This is a genomic window from Pinisolibacter sp., assembly GCF_036782435.1.
Classification (GTDB): domain Bacteria; phylum Pseudomonadota; class Alphaproteobacteria; order Rhizobiales; family Ancalomicrobiaceae; genus CALBKH01.
Genome location: NZ_DAIPZB010000002.1, coordinates 119,613 through 137,252 on the forward strand (window position 1 = coordinate 119,613; position 17,640 = coordinate 137,252).

Consider the following 17,640-nt stretch of genomic DNA (forward strand, 5'->3'; position numbering starts at 1 on the left):
GCGTGCGGCGGAAAGACCGTGACGTCAACATGTTCGGGTCTGCGACAGGTGAAGAACCGTACGTGGCGAAGCGGACCCGAGATTTGATGCCCCGCAAATTCGAATCAAGCATATTCTGATATTCGAATATTGCCCGGCATGGTCGGGTGGGTTGCGTTGGTGTGACGAGTGGGCGCGGTGACGGGACGGACGTCCGGCCGGTTCCGCGCGGCCCCATCGGTAAGTCGCCGCCCGCGTTCGTCGACCTTCTCGGCGAAGCCAACGTGGAGAAGCCGGATCATGGATGTCATGCCGATCGGCCGGATGCGCAGCGCCGGTGCGTCGTTCGTGCTGCTCATGCTGTTCTGGGTGATGCTCAACGGCTCACTGGCGAGCGACGTGCTGATCGTCGGTGCCGTCGCCTCCGCGGCGATCGCGCTCATCTACCGGGACGGCCTGTCGATCTTCACCGAGGCGCGCTGGACGCCCGCGGCGATCGCCGCCACCTTCGGTTACATCGGCTATTTCCTGAAGGAACTGGTCAAATCGAACCTGCACATCGCCGCCGTCGTACTCGACCCGGCGCTGCCGGTCCATCCCGGCATCGTCAAGGTGCACACCCGGCTGAAGAGCCGCATGGGGCGGCTGCTGCTGGCCAATTCGATCACGCTGACCCCCGGTACGCTCACCGTCGCGATCGAGGACGAGTGGCTCTACGTGCACTGGGTGACGATGGAGGCGGCCGATCAGGAGGAGGCGACGAGGCAGATCGTCGCCGGCTTCGAGAGCTATCTGGAGGTGATGTATGGCTGACGCACTGATCACCTTCGCCGCCGTCCTGGCGGGACTGGCCTTCCTCCTGGCGATGTACCGCTTCGTCCGCGGGCCGCGCACCTTCGACCGGGTGGTCGCCTTCGACGTCATGACCATCGTCTCGATCACCGGCATCGTCCTCGGTGCGGTGGTCGAAGAGCGCGTCGTCTACCTCGACGTGGCGCTGGTCTATGCGCTGATGTCGTTCCTCGGCGTCATCGTCGTCGCCCGCTACCTGGAGAGGGGACTGTGATGGCCGCGGCTCTCGACATCCTCGGCGGTCTGCTGCTGGTCGCCGGCACCACCTTCCTGCTGCTCGGCGGGCTCGGGCTCGTCCGCATGCCGGACGTCTACAACCGTATCCAGGCCGGCACCAAGGCGACGACGCTCGGCACCTTGCTGACGCTGGCCGGCGCCGCCTGCCTCCATCCCGATTGGGCGATCAAGCTGTTGCTGATCGGCCTCTTCCTCCTGTTCACCAACCCGCTGTCCTCGCAGGTCCTGGCGCACGCGGCGCACCGCATGCACGTCGCCACCACGCCGGCGACCGAGGTCGACCTGCTCGACGAAGAGACGGGAGAAGAGGCATGAGCAACCTGTCGACGGCCATGAGCCTGGTGTTGGCGGCGGGTATGCTCGTCGCCGCGCTCCTGTCGATCATCACGCGAAGCCTGCCGCTCGCCATCCTGTCGGCGGGGGCGGTGAGCCTCTTCGCCTCGATCATGTTCATGCTTCTGGCGGCGCCCGACGTGGCGATGACCGAAGCGGCGATCGGCAGCGGTCTCACCACCTTCCTGTTCTTCTTCGTGCTCGGCCGGGTCGGAGGGAAGGGCCATGGTTAAACACCTCGTCGCCTTCCTGTTGCTGGCGGTGCTCGCGGCGGTCTTCGCCTCCCTCACCCTCGGCTACCAGCCCGACGCCGCGCTCAATCGCACGGCGCTCTACTACGCCGAGAACACGGCGAAGGACCTCGGCGCGCAGAACATCGTCACGGCGATCGTCGTCACCTATCGCGGTCTCGACACGCTCGGCGAAGTGACGGTGCTGTTCCTGACCTCGGCCATCGTCGGGCTGATCCTGTCGACCCATCGCGCCACCGGCGAAGGCCGCGCGACCGGCATCCCGGCGGCGGGCGAACTGCTCAGGACCGGCAGCCGGCTCCTGGTGCCGCTGATCCTACTCGCCGGCGTCTACGTCTTCGTCAACGGCCACCTCACCCCGGGCGGCGGCTTCCAGGGCGGCGCCATCCTCGCCTCGGCGGCGCTGTTGATGCTGCTCGCCGATCCGCTGCACCGTTTCGGCCATCGCCTGATCGCGGTGGTGGAGTCGCTCTCCGGTGTCGCCTATGTCGCCATCGGTCTCCTCGGCCTCGCCTGGGCCGGCGGCTTCCTCGACAACCGTTTTCTGCCACTGGGCGACTTCGGCACGCTGTTCTCGGCCGGTGCGATCCCGGTGATCTACACGCTGATCGGCCTCAAGGTCGGCGCCGAATTCGCCTCGATGCTGGCGAGCCTCTCGGAAACGGAGAAGTCGTGATGATCACGGTCGCTCTCGTCACGGGCTTCGCCCTGGTGCTCGCCGGCCTCTACGGCGCGCTGACCAACCGCAACATTCTCAGGATGATCGTGTCGTTCACGGTCGCAGATGCCGGCGTCAACCTCGTGTTGGTCGCCGTCGGGGCGATGCCGGGGCGCACCGCGCCGATCCTCGATGCGGCGGTGCCGGTCGGCGACGCGGCGCGGCGGATCATCGACCCGCTGCCCCAGGCGCTGGTGCTCACGGCCATCGTCATCGGTCTCGGCGTCACCGCTCTGATGCTCGCCTATGCCTATCGCCTGCATGCGACGAGAGGCTCCCTCGACATCTCTAAATTCACGGAGCTGAAATGGTGAGCCCCCTTCACATTCTGGCGGTCGGGCTGGGCGCGGCGTTCTTCCTCGGGCTCTTGAACCACGGCGCTCGTGTGCTCGCCTACGTCGTCACCGTGGTCGCGCTTCTCGCCATGACCGCCATCGGCGGACAATGGCTGTGGGCCTTCGTCGTCGCCGGCGCGGCGCCCGTCACCATCATGACCGCCGGTGCACCGCCGCCCTTCGCCATCAACCTGCGCATGGGTCTGCCGGAGGCGGTGCTGGTCGAGATCGTCACGCTCGTCGGGCTGCTCTCGGCCGTCTACATGCGCGAGGCGCTGATGCGGCTCGGGCATCGTGCCATGGCGGTGTTCCTGGTCGTGGTGATGGCGCTCTCAGGCCTGATCCTGACGCGCGACGTCTTCAACCTCTTCGTCTTCTTCGAGCTGATCGCCATCGCCACCGGCGGTCTGGTGCTGCTCTCGGACGACCCGCGGGCGCTCGGCGCCGGCTTCAAATATCTGGTGGTGTCGCAGGTGGTGTCGATGCTGATGCTGATCGGCATCGTCTTCGTCTATCACGCGAGCGGCAGCCTCAATCTCGACGACATGACCGGCACCCCGGTCGCGGCGGCCGGAGGCGCGGCGGCGCTCGCCTTCTTCCTGCTGTTCGTCGCCCTGGTGATCGAGTTGAAGCCGTTCCCGGCCAACGGCTGGGCGCTCGACGTCTATCAGGCGGCCCATCCGGGCTTCTCGGCGATCTTCTCGGCCGGCTCGTCGACCGCGGCGCTGTGGGCGCTCGACAAGGTGATCGGCATCGGCGGGACGCCGTGGCTGCCGATCGCCGCGGCGGTCGGCCTCGTCACCTTCGTCGGCTCGAACCTCGTCGCCCTGTCGCAGACCGACGACCGCCGCCTGCTCGGCTATTCCTCGGTGGCGCAGATCGGCCTGGTGCTCACGGTGATCGGGCTTCGCGACCTGCTCGGTGACCGCTATCTGATGATCGGCGGCGGCATCCTGATCGCTCATGCGGTGGCCAAGGCCGGGCTCTTCTGGATCTCCGGCCTCGTCGCCTCGCGCGAGCTCTCCGCCTGGGCGGCGTTGCGGCGCGATCCCTTCATGATCTTCGCCTTCGCCACCTTCGTCGCCATGCTCGCCGGCCTGCCGCCGTTCCCCGGCTTCTATGCCAAATGGGAACTGGTGCATGCGCTGGTCGCCGACGGCCGTCATGCCGTGGTCGCGGCGATCCTCGTCGGCGCGCTCTTGGAGGCGGGATACCTCTTCCGCTGGTTCGGCCGCGCCCTCAAGGCGCCGCTGCCGGACGAAACCGTCCAGCCGCCGGTCGGCGCGGTGGCGGTCGTGGCGCTCACCGCGCTCGGCGGCTGGGCCGTCGCCTACGGCTGGGGTGAGGCGTCGCGTTACGGTAACCTTCTCACCGTCGTGCCGCTGATGTTCGCCCTCGCCTTCCTGGTGCTGGAATGGCTGCCGGCGTGGATCAAGAACACCGTCGCGATCCTCGGTCTCGTCGCCGGCTTCGTCGTCGCCTATCCGCACTTCGACCCGATGCAGATGATCTTCGGGGCGATCATCCTCCTCGGCGGTGCGGTGATCTTCATCGCCAGCTACACCTTCGCCCACGGGCGGCGGGTCGGCTTCTATCCGTCGGCGATGTTGATGTACGCGGGACTGGCGATGCTGATCGTCGCCAAGGACACGTTCTCCTTCTTCGCCGCCTGGGAAGTGCTGACCGTCGGGTCGTATTTCCTGATCCTGCGCGGCAAGGAGAGCGAGCCGCACGCCCTCTCCTACATCGTGTTCTCGCTCGGCGGCGCCTTCGCCATCCTCGCCGGCTTCGCGCTCGCCGCCCAGACGACCGCGACCTTCCCGGTGGAGGGGTTGAAGCAGGTCGCCGCGACGCATGCGCCCTGGGTGTTCCTGCTGCTGGCGGCCGGATTCATGACCAAGACGGCGGCGCTCGGGGTGCACATCTGGCTGCCCGGCGCCCATGCCGAGGCCGAGACCGACGTCTCGCCGATGGTCTCGGGCGTGCTGCTCAAGGCGGGGCTCTTCGGCCTCTTCGTGCTGGTCATGCACCTGGGACGGCAGTCGCTCTTCGGCGTCGACCTCACCCACGCGATGCTGTGGATCGGTGCGGGATCGGCGCTCATCGGCAATCTGATGGCGGCCTTCCAGGAAGACGCCAAGCGCCTCCTCGCCTATTCCTCGATCGGCCAGATGGGTTATGCGGTGTTCGGCATCGCGCTGATGAACAACCTCGGCTGGCTGATGGCGATGATGTTCGTCATCAACCACTACATCTACAAGTCGTCGCTGTTCCTGTCGGTCGGCGGCGTCGCCAAGCGCACCGGCACCCGCGAGATGTACCGCATGGGCGGCCTGATCACGCTGATGCCGCTCTCCTTCGTCGCGGTGCTGGTCTCGATCATCGCCATGTCGGGCGTGCCGCCGCTGTCCGGCTTCGGCGGCCGCTGGATCTTCTACAACGCCATCATGGACAGCGACGCGCGCCTGCCGATGGCGGTGATCTTCCTCTCCGGCCCGATCGCCTTCCTCTACCTGTTCCGGCTGATCCACACGATCTTCCTCGGGCAGCTCAAGGACGAGCACCGGCGGGTGAAGGAAGCGCCGATCTGGCTGATCATCCCGCAGATGATGTACGTCGCCTTCCTCATCGGCTTCGCCATCTTCCCCGGGCTGGCGCTGCGCCGGGTCGACGATTTCATCGGCCGGTTCATGCCCGAGCACGGCCTGAACTGGACGGGACAGACGATCACCAGCGCCTACGGCTACTGGAACCCGGTCGCCATCATGATCATCGTCGCGGTGATCTTCGTGGTGCTGTTCCTGTGGCTCGTGTTCCTGAACCACCGGGCGCAGATGGTGAAGCAGTTCAACATCGTCTTCGCCGCCGAGCGGCCCTATCGGCCGGAGACCACCCACTTCGCGTGGAACTTCTTCGCCCCGTACAAACGCGCCGTCGGCTTCCTCGCCGAACCCTGGTTCGAGCGTTTCTGGCAGGCGCAGATGGACACGTTGCACGGGACGGCGCGCTTCGCCCGTCGCTTCTACACCGGCAACGGACAGGTCTATGCCGTCCAGGTCATCGCCTTCGTGGTGGTCGTCTATCTGGCAGCATTGGGGGGCCGGCCATGACCTTCGATTGGATGAAGATCCCCTACGCCCTGCTGACGCTGTTCATCGTCCTCAACTACGGACTGCTGCTCACCGCCCTGATCCAGAAGATCGGAGCGCGAGCAGGGCGCCGGCACGGCATACCGATCTGGCAGAACTACGTCGACCTCCTGAAGAACTACGCGCTCAGGACCCACATCACCCATGGCGTGATGTACTACCTCGGCCCGGTGTTCCGGCTGTCGGGCGGCGTCGGGCTGCTGTTGTTCGTCCCCAGCATCTACGGGTCGGAGATGTTCTCCAACCTGTCGTTCGCCGGCGACCTCATCCTGGCGCTCTATTTCATCTTCTTCGGCACGCTGGGCATGGCGCTGGGCGCCGGCGAGAGCGGCCATCCGCACGCCGCGATCGGCGTCAGCCGCGGCCTGTCGCAGGTCACCGCGGCGGAGCTGCCGCTGGCGCTCGCGGTGTTCTCGGTGGCGCTGCAGTACCAGACGCTGTCGGTCACCGACATCGTCGCAGCGCAGCAGGGCGGCGTCGCCCACTGGACGGTCGTCACCAATCCGCTCGCCGTCGCCGCCGCCATGCTGTCCTTCCTCGGCTCGATGATGCGGCCGCCGTTCGACGTCGTACTGGCGCCGCAGGAGATCCCGATCGGCCCGCCGACCGAGTACCACTCCTCCTATCTGGCGCTGATGCAGACCAACCGGGCGATCTTCCCCGTCGCCAAGATGGTCATCTACATGAACCTGTTCTTCGGCGGCGCGACGAGCTGGCCGGTCTTCTTCGTGAAGGTCTTCCTGCTCTACCTGTTCTCGGCGTTCGTCGGCGTGGTCTTCCCGCGCTTCCGCGTCGAGCAGTCGATCCGCTGGTTCCTGATCTGGGCGGTGCCGATCGGTATCGCCGCCATTCTCATCGTATGAGGCCGTGATGCGAGACGAAGACACCCTCGTGCGTCGGGTCCCCGTCAAGGACGAGCTGAAGAAGCGCGTCGTCAAGGGCCCGGACGGTCTCGAGTTCGAGGTCGATCCGATCCAGGACTACTACTGCGACGCGCGGCCGGAGGTTCGGCCCGGGTCCTACGTCAGGATCGTCGAGGACCTGTTCAACTGGGCGCGCTCGGAGAGCCTGTGGATCCTCGGCTTCGGCACGGGCTGCGGCGCCATCGAGATGCGGCCCTTGATGACGCCGCGCTTCGATGCCTATCGCTACGGCATCCAGTGGCGGCCGACGCCGCGCCAGGCCAACCTGTTCGTCATCTCCGGCTACCTGTCGGTGAAGACGCTGAAGCGGGCGATCCGTTCCTACGAGCAGATGCAGAGCCCGAAATACGTCGTCGGCCTCGGCTCCTGCACGATCAACGGCGGCATGTACTGGGACAGCTACAACACCATCAAGAAGCTCGACGAGTACCTGCCGGTCGACGTCTACATCGCCGGCTGCATGCCGCGCCCCGAGGCGCTGCTCGCCGGCTTCGAAGAGCTGAAGCGGATCATCCGCGCCGGCAAGGCGGAAGGGGCGAACCTCTACGCCCAGAACTTCGATTGGTACAAGGCCAACCAGAAGCGGGTCATCCACGACTGGGACATGCCGGATTACAATTGGTGAGGCCGATGCGGACACTTCTCGAGAGCCTGAAGGAACGGTTCCCGCTCGGCCCGATCACCGAGCAACGGCCCGACCTCGCCTTCGTCACCGTCGAGCGCGAGACCCTGCGCCCGCTCATCGTCCATCTGCGTGACCGCGAGGGTTTCACCCACCTCGTCCTGCTGACGGCCGTCGACTGGATCGAGGAGAACCTGTTCCAGCTCACCTATCTCGTCCACGACCGGGCGAACGCCCGCGACATCGGCCTGAGGGTGATGCTGCCGCGCGACGAGCCGGAGATGGAGAGCATCCACGATCTGTGGCCGACGGCGGCGACCTACCAGCGGGAGCTGAAGGAGATGTTCGGCATCCCCTTCCCCGGCAGCCCGCGGCTCGACGAGGAGTTCATCCTGGAGGGCTGGGTCGACATCCCGCCCTACCGGCGCGACTTCGACACGCTGAAGTTCGCGGAAGAGAACTTCGAACACCGGGCGGGACGCGGCACCACCGATCCGGCGACCCACATGCGGGAACGCATGGCCACGCAGGGGGGCTCGAAATGACCGGACGGGCGACGTCTTCCCCCGGTGGATCCACGGCGGCCTCCTCGCCGCCGATCGATCTTTCGTCGGGTAAATATCTCAAACTGTGGCAGGGGCCGCAGCACCCCGGCATCACCGGCAACATGTCGGTCGAGCTGACCGTCTGCGGCGACGAGGTGGTGGAGGGCAAGACCCACGTCGGCTATCTGCACCGCGGCTTCGAGAAGCTGATGGAGCGGCGGACCTTCATCCAGGTCTTCCCGATCGTCTGCCGCGTCTGCGTGCCGGAGCCGGACTTCAACGAATATTGCTACGCCGCGACGATCGAGGAACTGGCGGGCATCGAGGCGCCGGAGCGGGCGCTGTGGATCCGCACGCTGATCCTCGAGATGGGGCGCATCAACAGCTACATGATGTATCTCGGCGGTCAGGCCGGCGCCCTCGGCATGGGCGTCATCGGCCAGTGGACGACCTACGTCCGCGACCTGATGCTCGACCGCTTCGAGGAACTGACCGGGGCGCGCATCTATCACATGTTCATCCTGCCGGGCGGGGTGCGCGACGGCCTGCCGGACGGCTTCGACGGCCGCATGGAGGAGACGCTCCGCGAGATCGAGCGGACGCTCGCCGACGTCGAGGACGTCATGTTCCACAACGCGGTCTTCAAGAAGCGCACCAAGGGCGTCGGCGTCATCCCGGTCGATCTCATCGACCGTTACGGCGTCACCGGTCCCAACGCGCGGGCGGCGGGCCTGCCCAACGACGTCCGCAAGGATCACCCCTATCTGGTCTACCCCGAGCTCACCTTCGAGCCGGTGACCGGGACCGATTCCGACATGTACACGCGTGCCGACGTGCGCCGACGCGACGTGGCGGTGTCGGTCGACCTGATCCGCCAGATCATAGCCAAGATGCCGCGGACCGGGCCGCTGACGGCGAAGCTGCCCAACGTGCTGCACTGGAAGATCCCGCGCGGCGAGACCTACGTGCGGGGCGAGTGCTCGCGCGGCGAATACGGCTACTACACCGTCACCGACGGCAGCGGCCATCCGCGGCGCATCAACGTGCGCGGCCCCTCCTACACCCATGCGATGGCGCTGCTCGAGCATCTCATCCCGGGTACCAACATCGCGGACGTGGCGGCGCTGATGGTGTCGCTGCACACCTATCCGCCGGAGATCGAAAGGTAGCCGGTCATGCGCGACGTCCTTTCCCCCTTCCTCGCCTGGAAGAACCTGTTCCGCGATCCGGTGTCGATCCGCGACCCGCTGAATCGGGAGGCGGCCCCGCGCTATCGCGGCTTCCACAAGAACGATGTCGAAAAGTGCATCGGCTGCGGCACCTGCGAGACGATCTGTCAGAACGGCGCCATCGACATGGTGCCGGTCGACGGATTCGATCCGAAGAACGGTGATTCCGGGTTGCGCCCGCGCATCGACTACGGCCGCTGCTGCTGGTGCGCGCTGTGCGTCGACGTCTGCATGACCGGCTCGCTCACCATGTCGAACGCCTACAAGTGGGTGGACGCCGATCCCGACGCCTTCCGCTTCATCCCCGGCGTCGACGCCAAGAGCTGGGACGGCTCCGAACACGGCTACGTCTGCGCCGAAGGCCATCACCTGACGGCGCTCGAGCGGGTGCCGATGGACGAGATGGAGCCGGAGGCGCGGATCTCCAACTTCGACGAGATCGTCGCCGGCTACGACGTCGCGCGGGCCAAGCTCGAGGCCGACCGCTGCGTCTCCTGCGGCCTGTGCATCGCCACCTGTCCGGCGCACATGGCGATCCCGCAGTACATCGAGGCGGTGCGCGACGGCGACTACGAGCGCGGCGTCGCCCTGCTCTACGAGACCAACCCGTTCTCCAACACCTGCGGCCGCGTCTGCACCCACAAGTGCGAGACCGCCTGCGCCGTCCACAACGAGGGTGAGGCGATCGCCATCCGCTGGCTGAAGCGCCACATCATGGATCAGGTACCGCAGGAGAAGGTACGCGAGATCGTCGGCAAGCCGGGCCCGGCGACGGGCCGCAAGGTGGCGATCGTCGGCGCCGGGCCGGCCGGTCTCACCGCCGCCTTCGACCTCGCCAAGGCCGGACATGCCGTCACCGTCTACGAGACGCGCCACGCGGCCGGCGGCATGACCCGCTACGGCATCCCGGAATACCGGCTGCCCTACGACGCGCTCGATCGCGACGTCGACGTCATCACCTCGCTCGGCGTCGACATCCGCTGCGACACGCGCATCGGCCGCGACGTCGCGATGGCCGACCTGCATGCCGCCAACGATGCGGTGGTGTTGGCGATCGGGCTGCATCTCGGCCGCTCGACCCGCATCCCCGGGTCCGAGCACGCCCAGGTGAAGAAGGCGGTCGACCTCCTCCGCCAGATCACCGACGGCGAGGCCTTCGACGTGCCGAAAAGCGCCGTGGTGATCGGCGGCGGCAACGTCGCCATGGACATCGCCCGCTCGCTCGCCCGCCTGCAGAAGCAGATCCACGGCAAGGTCGACGTCACGGTGACGGCGCTCGAGGACCTGCCCCACTTCCTCGCCGACAGGGAGGAAGTGAAGGAGTGCGGCGAAGAGGGCATCCCGATCTTCGACGCCCGCGGGCCGCAGCAGATCGTCATCGACGATGCGGGTCGGGTCACGGGGTTGCGCACCTGGCGGGTGAAGTCGATCTTCGACGACAAGGGCCGCTTCGCGCCGAGCTACGACGAGAGCGACGAGTTGTTCCATCCGGCCGAGATGGTGATCGAGGCGATCGGTCAGGCGTCCGACGTGTCGCTGCTCGGCGAGGCGCTGACCGAGGAACTCGCCTGGAACCGCGGTCGCATCGCCATCGATCCGGACGGCCGCACCTCGGTGCCGTGGCTGTGGTCGGCCGGCGACTGCGTCGCCGGTCCCGACGTGGTGCACGCGGTGGCCGACGGCCATCGGGTGGCGGCGAGCATCGCCGCCGTGTTCGCCGAACGGTCCGACGCGAGGGAGTGACGAGATGCCCGAAGGGAAAGGCCACGCCAAGCTGAAGACCCTCACCAACCTGAGGGAGGTCCTCACCGTCGCGACCGAGTTCGAGCGGACGGCGCGTGATTTCTATACGGCTCTGGCGCCCAAGGTGAGCAAGAGCATCCGCTATCTGGTCGAGGAACTGGTCGCCGAGGAGCAGCAGCATCTCGATCTCTTCGCCGGTCTCGCGGGCCGCGCCGACGTCGAGGCGGTGCTGGAGACCGAGATCGAACGGCCGGCGAGCGACCGCAAGTTTTCCGACTGCATCCATCTGCCGGATCTCGGCGACAATCCCGACGATCAGGCGGTGCTGCAATATGCGCTGGCGCGCGAACACGCGGCGATGGAGCAGTACACGGCGCTGGCCGAGGCCACGCCGCCGGGGGCGCTGCGCAACGTCTTCGTCTTCCTCGCCAACGAGGAGACCAAGCACAAGAACGAGCTGGAAGCGGTCTACTACCGGGTCGTCCACAGCGGCGGCGTCTGAGCGACCGCGCGCCCCACGCCGTCGCCACGTGCTTTCGCCGGGTCTCCGGCCTTTCGGATGGCGCCACCTCCCTTCCCCCTCGCGGGGGAAGGTGGCCGCGAAGCGGTCGGATGAGGGGGCGCCGCGAAGCGGCAACGGGCACACACCACGGACGCGGCCCTTCGGGGCGAGGCCCAGCCCCCTCATCCGCCCTTCGGGCACCTTCTCCCCCGAGGGGAGAAGGGGCGCGCGCTGCGATGCCTCGTGAGGCGAGAGCTGCTTCCGCGACCGGCCATCGGGGAGACGGCCGCCAGCGGACGTCGCGACGAGACGCTTCCCCACCCCCATCGTGAGGTCTACAAATCGATCCGACGCGGCTTCGGCCGTCGTTCATCCGGGGCGTGGGAACCCGCCTCGGGCGAACGGTGGTTCCATGCCCGAATAGACACGAGAACGAGGCCGAGGCGCTTCGCGCGCGACCCACGGGCCCGACAGGAGGACGTCCATGACCCGTACCACCGCCGCCATCGTCGGCTGGGCCCATTCGCCCTTCGGCAAGCTCGAAGATCCGGACGTCGAGAGCCTGATCGGCCGCGTCGCCGGCGAGGCGCTGGCGCATGCCGGGATCGGGACGGACGACGTCGATTTCATCACCGTCGGCACCTACAACAACGGCTTCTCGCGCCAGGGCTTCGAGGCGTCGCTGGTGGGCACCGCCGTGCCGGAGCTGGCGCACGTACCGGCCGTCCACCTGGAGAACGCCTGCGCCACCGGCTCGGCGGCGCTCAACGCCGCCCTCGACTTCATCGAGAGCGGGCGCGGGCGGATCGCGCTGGTGGTCGGCGCCGAGAAGATGACCGCGACACCGACGGCGGAGGTCGGCGAGATCCTGCTCTCCGCCTGTTATCGGCGCGAGGAGGCGGCGGTCGACGCCGGTTTCGCCGGTATCTTCGGCAAGATCGCCGCCCACTATTTCCAGCGGCACGGCGACCGCAGCGCCGAGCTGGCGATGATCGCCGCCAAGAACCACGAGAACGGGGTGCGGAACCCCTTCGCCCACATGCGCAAGGACTTCGGCTTCGACTTCTGCAACACCGTGTCGGACAAGAACCCGCTGGTCGCCGGTCCCCTGCGCCGCACCGACTGTTCGCTGGTCTCCGACGGCGCGGCGGCGCTGGTCGTCGCCGACGCCGAGACGGCGGCGGGCCTCGCCCGCACGGTCGCCATCCGCGCCCGCGTCCAGGCGAACGACTTCCTGCCCCTGTCGCGTCGCGACCCGATCGCCTTCGACGGCGCCCATCGCGCCTGGAAGGTGGGGCTCGCGACGGCGGGTCTGACGATCGACGATCTCGATCTGGTCGAGACCCACGACTGTTTCACCGTCGCCGAGATGATCGAATACGAGGCGATGGGGCTCGCCGCCCCCGGCGAGGGCTGGAAGGTGGCGCGCGAGGGGGCGACGCGGCGCGGCGGCCGGCTGCCGGTCAATCTCTCCGGCGGCCTCAAATCGCGCGGTCATCCGATCGGCGCCACCGGCGTGTCGCAGCACGTCATGGCGGCGATGCAGCTCGCCGGCGAGGCGGGCGACATGCAGCTCGACGGGGCGAGCCTCGCCGGCGTCTTCAACATGGGCGGCGCGGCGGTCGCCAGCTACGTCTCGATCCTGGAGCGGACGCGATGAGCGAGGCCGTTCCGCTCGGCGGCGTCGCGCGCGTGTCGCGACGGGTGATGAACCTCGCCCATTTCCTCACCCAGACGGCCCGGCGGCTGCCCGATCACACCGCCTTCGTGCGTGGCGAAGAGCGCTGGACCTGGGCCGAGATCGCCTCCGGGTCGGAAGCGCTGGCGGCGGCGCTGGCGAGCCGCGGCACCGTCAAGGGCGACCGCGTGCTCGTCCACTCCAAGAACACCGTGCAGATGATCCTGTCGATGTTCGCCTGCTTCCGCCTCGGCGCGGTGTGGGTGCCGACCAACTTCCGCCTGATGCCGAAGGAGGTGGCGGCGCTGGCGACGGCGTCGGGAGCCCGCGCCTTTCTCTGCCACGGCGACTTCCCCGATCACGCCGCGGCGACGACGGCCGAGGCCGCGACGATCGAGTTCGTCTGGCGCTTCGACGAGATGGCGCGCGACAGCGCCTTCGGCGAGGCCGACGTCGGCGAACGCATCGCCGCCCATCACGGGGTGCGGATCGCCGAAGCCGCGGTCGAGTACGACGATCCCTGTTGGTTCTTCTTCACCTCCGGCACCACCGGTCGGTCGAAGGCGGCGGTGCTGACCCACGGCCAGATGGCCTTCGTCGTCACCAACCACCTCGCCGACCTGCTGCCGGGCACGACCGAGGCCGACGCCTCGCTGGTGGTGGCGCCGCTCAGCCACGGCGCGGGTGTGCATTTCCTGAACATCATGGCGCGCGGCGCGCCGACGGTGCTGATGCCCTCGGAGAAGTTCGACGTCGCCGAGGCGTGGCGGCTGATCGAGACCCATCGGGTGACCAACCTCTTCACCGTGCCGACCATCCTCAAGCTGATGGTCGAGCATCCCTCGGTTTCCGAGCACGATCACTCGAGCCTGCGCCACGTCATCTATGCCGGCGCGCCGATGTACCGCGAGGACCAGAAGCGGGCGCTCGCCACGCTCGGGCCGGTGCTGGTGCAGTATTTCGGCCTCGGCGAGGTGACCGGCGCCATCACGGTGTTGCCGACCGGCGCCCATACGATCGAGGATGGACCGGGGGCGCGCGTCGGCACCTGCGGCTATCCGAGGACCGCCATGCAGGTCACGATCCGCGACGCGGAGGGGCGCGAGCTCGGCCCCCAAGAGACCGGCGAGATCTGCGTCATCGGTCCGGCCGTCTTCGCCGGCTACTACGACGACCCCCAGGCCAATGCGAAGGCCTTTCACGACGGCTGGTTCCGCACCGGCGACCTCGGCCACGTCGACGACCAGGGCTTCGTCTACATCACCGGCCGCGCCTCGGACATGTACATCTCCGGCGGCTCCAACATCTATCCGCGCGAGATCGAGGAGAAGATCCTCACCTTCCCCGAGATCGCCGAGGTCGCCGTGCTCGGCGTGCCGGATCCGCTGTGGGGCGAGGTCGGCGTCGCCGTCTGCGTGCCGCGCGAGGGGGCGGTGATCGACGAGGGACGGCTCGCCGCGGCGCTCGCCGCCGAGATCCCGCGTTACAAGATGCCGCGCCGCTTCGTCTTCTGGGAGGCACTGCCGCGCTCCGGTTACGGCAAGGTGCCGAAACGCATGGTGCGCGACGAACTCGAGGCGCGCGGCGTCCTCGCCGAGATGGCCGCCGAGCGGGACAAGGGGGCGTCGTGACCGACACGCGTCGAGACGGCGGGGCGAGCACCGGGGTCCCCCGGCCGCCCCACATCCGCCAGCCGGGCCCGGCGCCGGCCGAGCGGCTGGTGGCGGTGCCCTGCCGGGGGCGGCGGTTCGAGGTGCGGCTGCGAGCGGATGAACCGCTTCTCGCCGGGATCACACGATGCTTCGCTGGCGAAGGATTCGACTCCGGCACGGTGAAGCTCGACGGGCTGGCGCTCGCGCCCTTCGCCTATTGCATGCCGGCGCTCGCCCGCGACGACCGTCATGCCGCCTTCTATTCGGAGACGTTCCGCCCGGCGGGGATCACGCGCTTCCTCGAAGGCGCGATGACGGTCGGGCAGCGCGACGGGGCGACGGCTTTCCACGCCCACGGGCTGTGGCGCGAGGCGGACGGCGCCGCGCACGGCGGCCACGTGCTGGCCGACGGCAGCGTCGTCGCCGAGGACGTGAGCCTGCAGGCCTACGGCATCGACGGCGCGGCCTTCCGGGTCGACGCCGATGCCGAGACTAGGTTCTCGGTCTTCGGTCCGGTGGCGACGGAAAGCGCCTCTCGGGACGGCGCTGTGGAGCGCGCCCATGCGCTGCGGCTGCGGCCGAACCAGGATTTCGCCGGGACGCTCGAGGGCTATTGCCGTGACCACGGCATCACCCGGGCGCGGATCGAAGGCGGCGTCGGCTCGACCATCGGCGCGACTTTCGAGAGCGGCGCCGAGATCGCCGCCTTCGCTACCGAGGTCCACCTGTCAGCCGGCCGGATCGTTCCCGATGGAGACGGTTCGCCCCGTGCCGAACTCGACGGCGGCCTCGTCGATTTCACCGGGGCGCTCGCCGGCGGGCGCTTCGCCCGCGGAGTCAATCCGGTGCTGATGACCTTCGAACTGGTGCTGGTGGACGAAACGGGCGCCTGAGGGTCGCGTCGTCCCGCCCGACCGCCGTCGACGCCGCCGCGGCGGCGGAATACAAATCGAATCGATGGGGCGCGCGGGTGATTCGCGAGGAATGGCGGGCTCCGGGCGGGGGCTCGTCGGCATGCGGCGTGTGGTGATCCACTGGGGCATCTCCAGTTTCTTCGGCTGGGGCGTCTACGGTCTCAATCTGGCGCTCCACTGGGCGCGCGACGCCGACATCGAAGCCTTCGGTTCGTTCCCGATCCAGGAGAGCCAGATCGCCGTCGACAAGTTGCGCCGGCTCGCTCTCGACGGCTTCGTCACCCGGTCGCGCTGGCTCGCCGATCAACTGGCGACACGCGCCGGCAAATCGCTCGATCTCGACGGGCCGCTGCTCGCCGCTCTCGGCAACGACTTCCGCGTCAGTCCCGGCGCGCACGGCGTGCCGCTGAGGGGCAGGCCGACGGTCGGCGTCGTCTTCTTCGAGACGCCGCAGCTCGACGCCGAGACGGTGGAGCGCGCCCGCGCCTTCCCGCTGATCGTCTGCGGCTCGACCTGGAACGAGAAAGTTCTGCGCGAATACGGGCTGACCAACGTCACCACCGTCATCCAGGGCATCGACCAGAGCCTGTTCCACCCGGCGCCGAAGCTCGGCACCATGGGCGACCGTTTCCTGGTGTTCTCCGGCGGCAAGCTCGAGCTGCGCAAGGGGCAGGACCTGGTGGTCGCCGCCTTCGCCCGCTTCGCCAAACGCCACCCGGAAGCGATGCTGGTCACCGCCTGGCACAGCCCCTGGGTCCAGTTCGCCCGCACCCTCGACCAGTCGGGCAAGGCGGCGCCGGTCCCCTACGACGCCGCCGGCAAGGCGGTCGACAACGCCGCCTGGGCGCGCGCCAACGGCATCCCCGACCATCAGTTCCTCGATCTCGGCGCGGTCGCCAACGCCTTCATGCCGCCGATCCTGCGCGAGATGGACGTGGCGCTCTTCCCCAACCGCTCGGAGGGCGGCACCAACCTCGTCGCCATGGAATGCATGGCCTGCGGCGTGCCGACCATCCTCTCCGCCAACACCGGCCACATGGACCTCGTCGGCGACGATCGCTGCTATCCGTTGGCGCACCAGAGCCCGATGGGCGGCGCCGGAGCGGCGGTCGGCGGCACCGCCGGCTGGGGCGAGAGCGACGTCGACGAGATCGTCGAGACGCTGGAGCGGGTTCATGCCGATCGCGCCGAGGCCCGCCGTCGCGGCGCGGCCGGCGCCGACTTCCTCTCGACGCTCACCTGGGGCGACACCGCCCGCGGGATGAAGCGCATCGTCATGGATCTCGACTGACGGAGACGCCGATGTCCAAGCCCGCATCGAAGAAGGCGAAGCCCGCCCCGGCTACCCCCACGGCCGATCCGTTGGCGAAATACGCCCGGCTCGAAGCCTTCTGCAAGAAGCTGTGGAGCGACGTCTATCCCGAGACGCCGACCAATCTCCACGCCGACATCACCGCCCGGGTGTGGGCGCGGGTGAAGGAGACGTGGCCGATGGCGAAGGGCGCGAAGGTGCTCGACATCGGCTGCGGTCAGGGCGTGGCGCTGAAGCACTTCGCCGCCGACGGGCTCGACGCCATCGGCATCGCCATCGGCGAGGACGTGAACATCTGCCGGGCGCAGGGGTTCGACGCGGTCGAGATGGATCTGACCTTCCTCGAGTTCCCCGACGAGAGCTTCGATCTCGTCTGGTGCCGGCACGTGCTCGAACATTCGATCATGCCGTTCTTCACGCTCGCCGAGATCTTCCGGGTGCTGAAGCCGGGCGGAGTGGTCTACATCGAGGTGCCCTGCCCCGACACGGTCGCCGGGCACGAGCTCAACAAGAACCACTATTCGGTCTTCGGCCTGAGGATGCTGCGCGACCTGATCGAGCGCTCAGGCTTCACCGACATCAGCCATTTCGACATCGGCTTCCAACTGAAGATGGGCCCCGACAAATATTGGGGCTTCATCCAGCGCAAGCCGGCGCGGGGCTGAG

General features: G+C 68.1%; 18 protein-coding genes. All 18 read left to right on the forward strand.

The annotated features are described in order from the left end of the window. Positions 1-279 precede the first annotated feature (279 nt). The 18 genes from V7Q42_RS01475 to V7Q42_RS01560 all read left to right on the forward strand — a co-directional run bounded on the left by V7Q42_RS01475 (position 280) and on the right by V7Q42_RS01560 (position 17,639). Positions 280-792 (forward strand): Na+/H+ antiporter subunit E, encoded by a 513-nt coding sequence (locus tag V7Q42_RS01475; RefSeq protein ID WP_333821900.1) that lies wholly within the window; start codon positions 280-282, stop codon positions 790-792. After that, entirely contained in the window at positions 785-1,045 is a 261-nt protein-coding gene (locus tag V7Q42_RS01480) for a monovalent cation/H+ antiporter complex subunit F (protein WP_333821901.1), read from the forward strand. Before V7Q42_RS01475 ends, V7Q42_RS01480 begins: the two co-directional genes overlap by 8 nt. Next, complete coding sequence (gene mnhG, locus V7Q42_RS01485; protein WP_333821902.1) at positions 1,045-1,383, forward strand: monovalent cation/H(+) antiporter subunit G; 339 nt, start codon at positions 1,045-1,047, stop codon at positions 1,381-1,383. Before V7Q42_RS01480 ends, mnhG begins: the two co-directional genes overlap by 1 nt. Next, positions 1,380-1,634, forward strand: coding sequence for a hydrogenase subunit MbhD domain-containing protein (locus tag V7Q42_RS01490; RefSeq protein ID WP_333821904.1), 255 nt, complete (start codon positions 1,380-1,382; stop codon positions 1,632-1,634). Before mnhG ends, V7Q42_RS01490 begins: the two co-directional genes overlap by 4 nt. Then, positions 1,627-2,328, forward strand: coding sequence for a hydrogen gas-evolving membrane-bound hydrogenase subunit E (gene mbhE, locus V7Q42_RS01495; RefSeq protein WP_333821907.1), 702 nt, complete (start codon positions 1,627-1,629; stop codon positions 2,326-2,328). The genes V7Q42_RS01490 and mbhE overlap by 8 nt, the downstream gene beginning before the upstream one ends. After that, positions 2,328-2,684 (forward strand): sodium:proton antiporter, encoded by a 357-nt coding sequence (locus V7Q42_RS01500; protein WP_333821909.1) that lies wholly within the window; start codon positions 2,328-2,330, stop codon positions 2,682-2,684. Before mbhE ends, V7Q42_RS01500 begins: the two co-directional genes overlap by 1 nt. Then, on the forward strand, positions 2,678-5,815 hold the full coding sequence (locus tag V7Q42_RS01505; protein WP_333821911.1) for a proton-conducting transporter transmembrane domain-containing protein: 3,138 nt from the start codon (positions 2,678-2,680) through the stop codon (positions 5,813-5,815). Before V7Q42_RS01500 ends, V7Q42_RS01505 begins: the two co-directional genes overlap by 7 nt. Next, positions 5,812-6,717, forward strand: a complete 906-nt coding sequence (locus V7Q42_RS01510; protein WP_333821912.1) for a respiratory chain complex I subunit 1 family protein — start codon at positions 5,812-5,814, stop codon at positions 6,715-6,717. The genes V7Q42_RS01505 and V7Q42_RS01510 overlap by 4 nt, the downstream gene beginning before the upstream one ends. 28 nt (positions 6,718-6,745) lie before the next feature. Further along, positions 6,746-7,402 carry a NuoB/complex I 20 kDa subunit family protein gene (locus V7Q42_RS01515; protein ID WP_333821913.1) on the forward strand — a complete coding sequence of 219 codons (657 nt, stop codon included), beginning with the start codon at positions 6,746-6,748 and terminating at the stop codon, positions 7,400-7,402. 5 nt (positions 7,403-7,407) lie between these two features. Beyond that, positions 7,408-7,944 carry an NADH-quinone oxidoreductase subunit C gene (locus tag V7Q42_RS01520; RefSeq protein ID WP_333821915.1) on the forward strand — a complete coding sequence of 179 codons (537 nt, stop codon included), beginning with the start codon at positions 7,408-7,410 and terminating at the stop codon, positions 7,942-7,944. Next, positions 7,941-9,113 carry an NADH-quinone oxidoreductase subunit D gene (locus V7Q42_RS01525; protein ID WP_333821918.1) on the forward strand — a complete coding sequence of 391 codons (1,173 nt, stop codon included), beginning with the start codon at positions 7,941-7,943 and terminating at the stop codon, positions 9,111-9,113. Before V7Q42_RS01520 ends, V7Q42_RS01525 begins: the two co-directional genes overlap by 4 nt. A 6-nt stretch (positions 9,114-9,119) precedes the next feature. Beyond that, complete coding sequence (locus V7Q42_RS01530; protein WP_333821920.1) at positions 9,120-10,916, forward strand: FAD-dependent oxidoreductase; 1,797 nt, start codon at positions 9,120-9,122, stop codon at positions 10,914-10,916. A gap of 4 nt (positions 10,917-10,920) precedes the next feature. Beyond that, positions 10,921-11,418, forward strand: a complete 498-nt coding sequence (locus V7Q42_RS01535) for a ferritin family protein (protein WP_333821921.1) — start codon at positions 10,921-10,923, stop codon at positions 11,416-11,418. Between the two features lie 484 nt (positions 11,419-11,902). Beyond that, positions 11,903-13,078 carry an acetyl-CoA acetyltransferase gene (locus tag V7Q42_RS01540; RefSeq protein ID WP_333821923.1) on the forward strand — a complete coding sequence of 392 codons (1,176 nt, stop codon included), beginning with the start codon at positions 11,903-11,905 and terminating at the stop codon, positions 13,076-13,078. Then, positions 13,075-14,727 carry an acyl-CoA synthetase gene (locus V7Q42_RS01545; protein ID WP_333821924.1) on the forward strand — a complete coding sequence of 551 codons (1,653 nt, stop codon included), beginning with the start codon at positions 13,075-13,077 and terminating at the stop codon, positions 14,725-14,727. Before V7Q42_RS01540 ends, V7Q42_RS01545 begins: the two co-directional genes overlap by 4 nt. Continuing rightward, positions 14,724-15,641, forward strand: coding sequence for a PCC domain-containing protein (locus V7Q42_RS01550; RefSeq protein ID WP_333821925.1), 918 nt, complete (start codon positions 14,724-14,726; stop codon positions 15,639-15,641). The genes V7Q42_RS01545 and V7Q42_RS01550 overlap by 4 nt, the downstream gene beginning before the upstream one ends. 121 nt (positions 15,642-15,762) lie before the next feature. Continuing rightward, entirely contained in the window at positions 15,763-16,953 is a 1,191-nt protein-coding gene (locus V7Q42_RS01555; RefSeq protein ID WP_333821926.1) for a glycosyltransferase, read from the forward strand. An 11-nt stretch (positions 16,954-16,964) separates the two neighbouring features. Next, positions 16,965-17,639: a class I SAM-dependent methyltransferase gene (locus V7Q42_RS01560; protein WP_333821927.1), complete on the forward strand. Its 675-nt coding sequence runs from the start codon at positions 16,965-16,967 to the stop codon at positions 17,637-17,639. The last annotated feature ends 1 nt before the right edge of the window (position 17,640 follow it).

Coding starts and splice junctions, on each gene's coding strand:
- mbhE (WP_333821907.1), top strand. CDS start 1,627: ATGGTTAAACACCTCGTCGCCTTCCTGTTGCTGGCGGTGCTCGCGGCG.
- V7Q42_RS01540 (WP_333821923.1), top strand. CDS start 11,903: ATGACCCGTACCACCGCCGCCATCGTCGGCTGGGCCCATTCGCCCTTC.
- V7Q42_RS01525 (WP_333821918.1), top strand. CDS start 7,941: ATGACCGGACGGGCGACGTCTTCCCCCGGTGGATCCACGGCGGCCTCC.
- V7Q42_RS01510 (WP_333821912.1), top strand. CDS start 5,812: ATGACCTTCGATTGGATGAAGATCCCCTACGCCCTGCTGACGCTGTTC.
- V7Q42_RS01480 (WP_333821901.1), top strand. CDS start 785: ATGGCTGACGCACTGATCACCTTCGCCGCCGTCCTGGCGGGACTGGCC.
- V7Q42_RS01500 (WP_333821909.1), top strand. CDS start 2,328: ATGATCACGGTCGCTCTCGTCACGGGCTTCGCCCTGGTGCTCGCCGGC.
- mnhG (WP_333821902.1), top strand. CDS start 1,045: ATGGCCGCGGCTCTCGACATCCTCGGCGGTCTGCTGCTGGTCGCCGGC.
- V7Q42_RS01475 (WP_333821900.1), top strand. CDS start 280: ATGGATGTCATGCCGATCGGCCGGATGCGCAGCGCCGGTGCGTCGTTC.
- V7Q42_RS01520 (WP_333821915.1), top strand. CDS start 7,408: ATGCGGACACTTCTCGAGAGCCTGAAGGAACGGTTCCCGCTCGGCCCG.
- V7Q42_RS01555 (WP_333821926.1), top strand. CDS start 15,763: ATGCGGCGTGTGGTGATCCACTGGGGCATCTCCAGTTTCTTCGGCTGG.
- V7Q42_RS01490 (WP_333821904.1), top strand. CDS start 1,380: ATGAGCAACCTGTCGACGGCCATGAGCCTGGTGTTGGCGGCGGGTATG.
- V7Q42_RS01505 (WP_333821911.1), top strand. CDS start 2,678: ATGGTGAGCCCCCTTCACATTCTGGCGGTCGGGCTGGGCGCGGCGTTC.
- V7Q42_RS01560 (WP_333821927.1), top strand. CDS start 16,965: ATGTCCAAGCCCGCATCGAAGAAGGCGAAGCCCGCCCCGGCTACCCCC.
- V7Q42_RS01545 (WP_333821924.1), top strand. CDS start 13,075: ATGAGCGAGGCCGTTCCGCTCGGCGGCGTCGCGCGCGTGTCGCGACGG.
- V7Q42_RS01535 (WP_333821921.1), top strand. CDS start 10,921: ATGCCCGAAGGGAAAGGCCACGCCAAGCTGAAGACCCTCACCAACCTG.
- V7Q42_RS01530 (WP_333821920.1), top strand. CDS start 9,120: ATGCGCGACGTCCTTTCCCCCTTCCTCGCCTGGAAGAACCTGTTCCGC.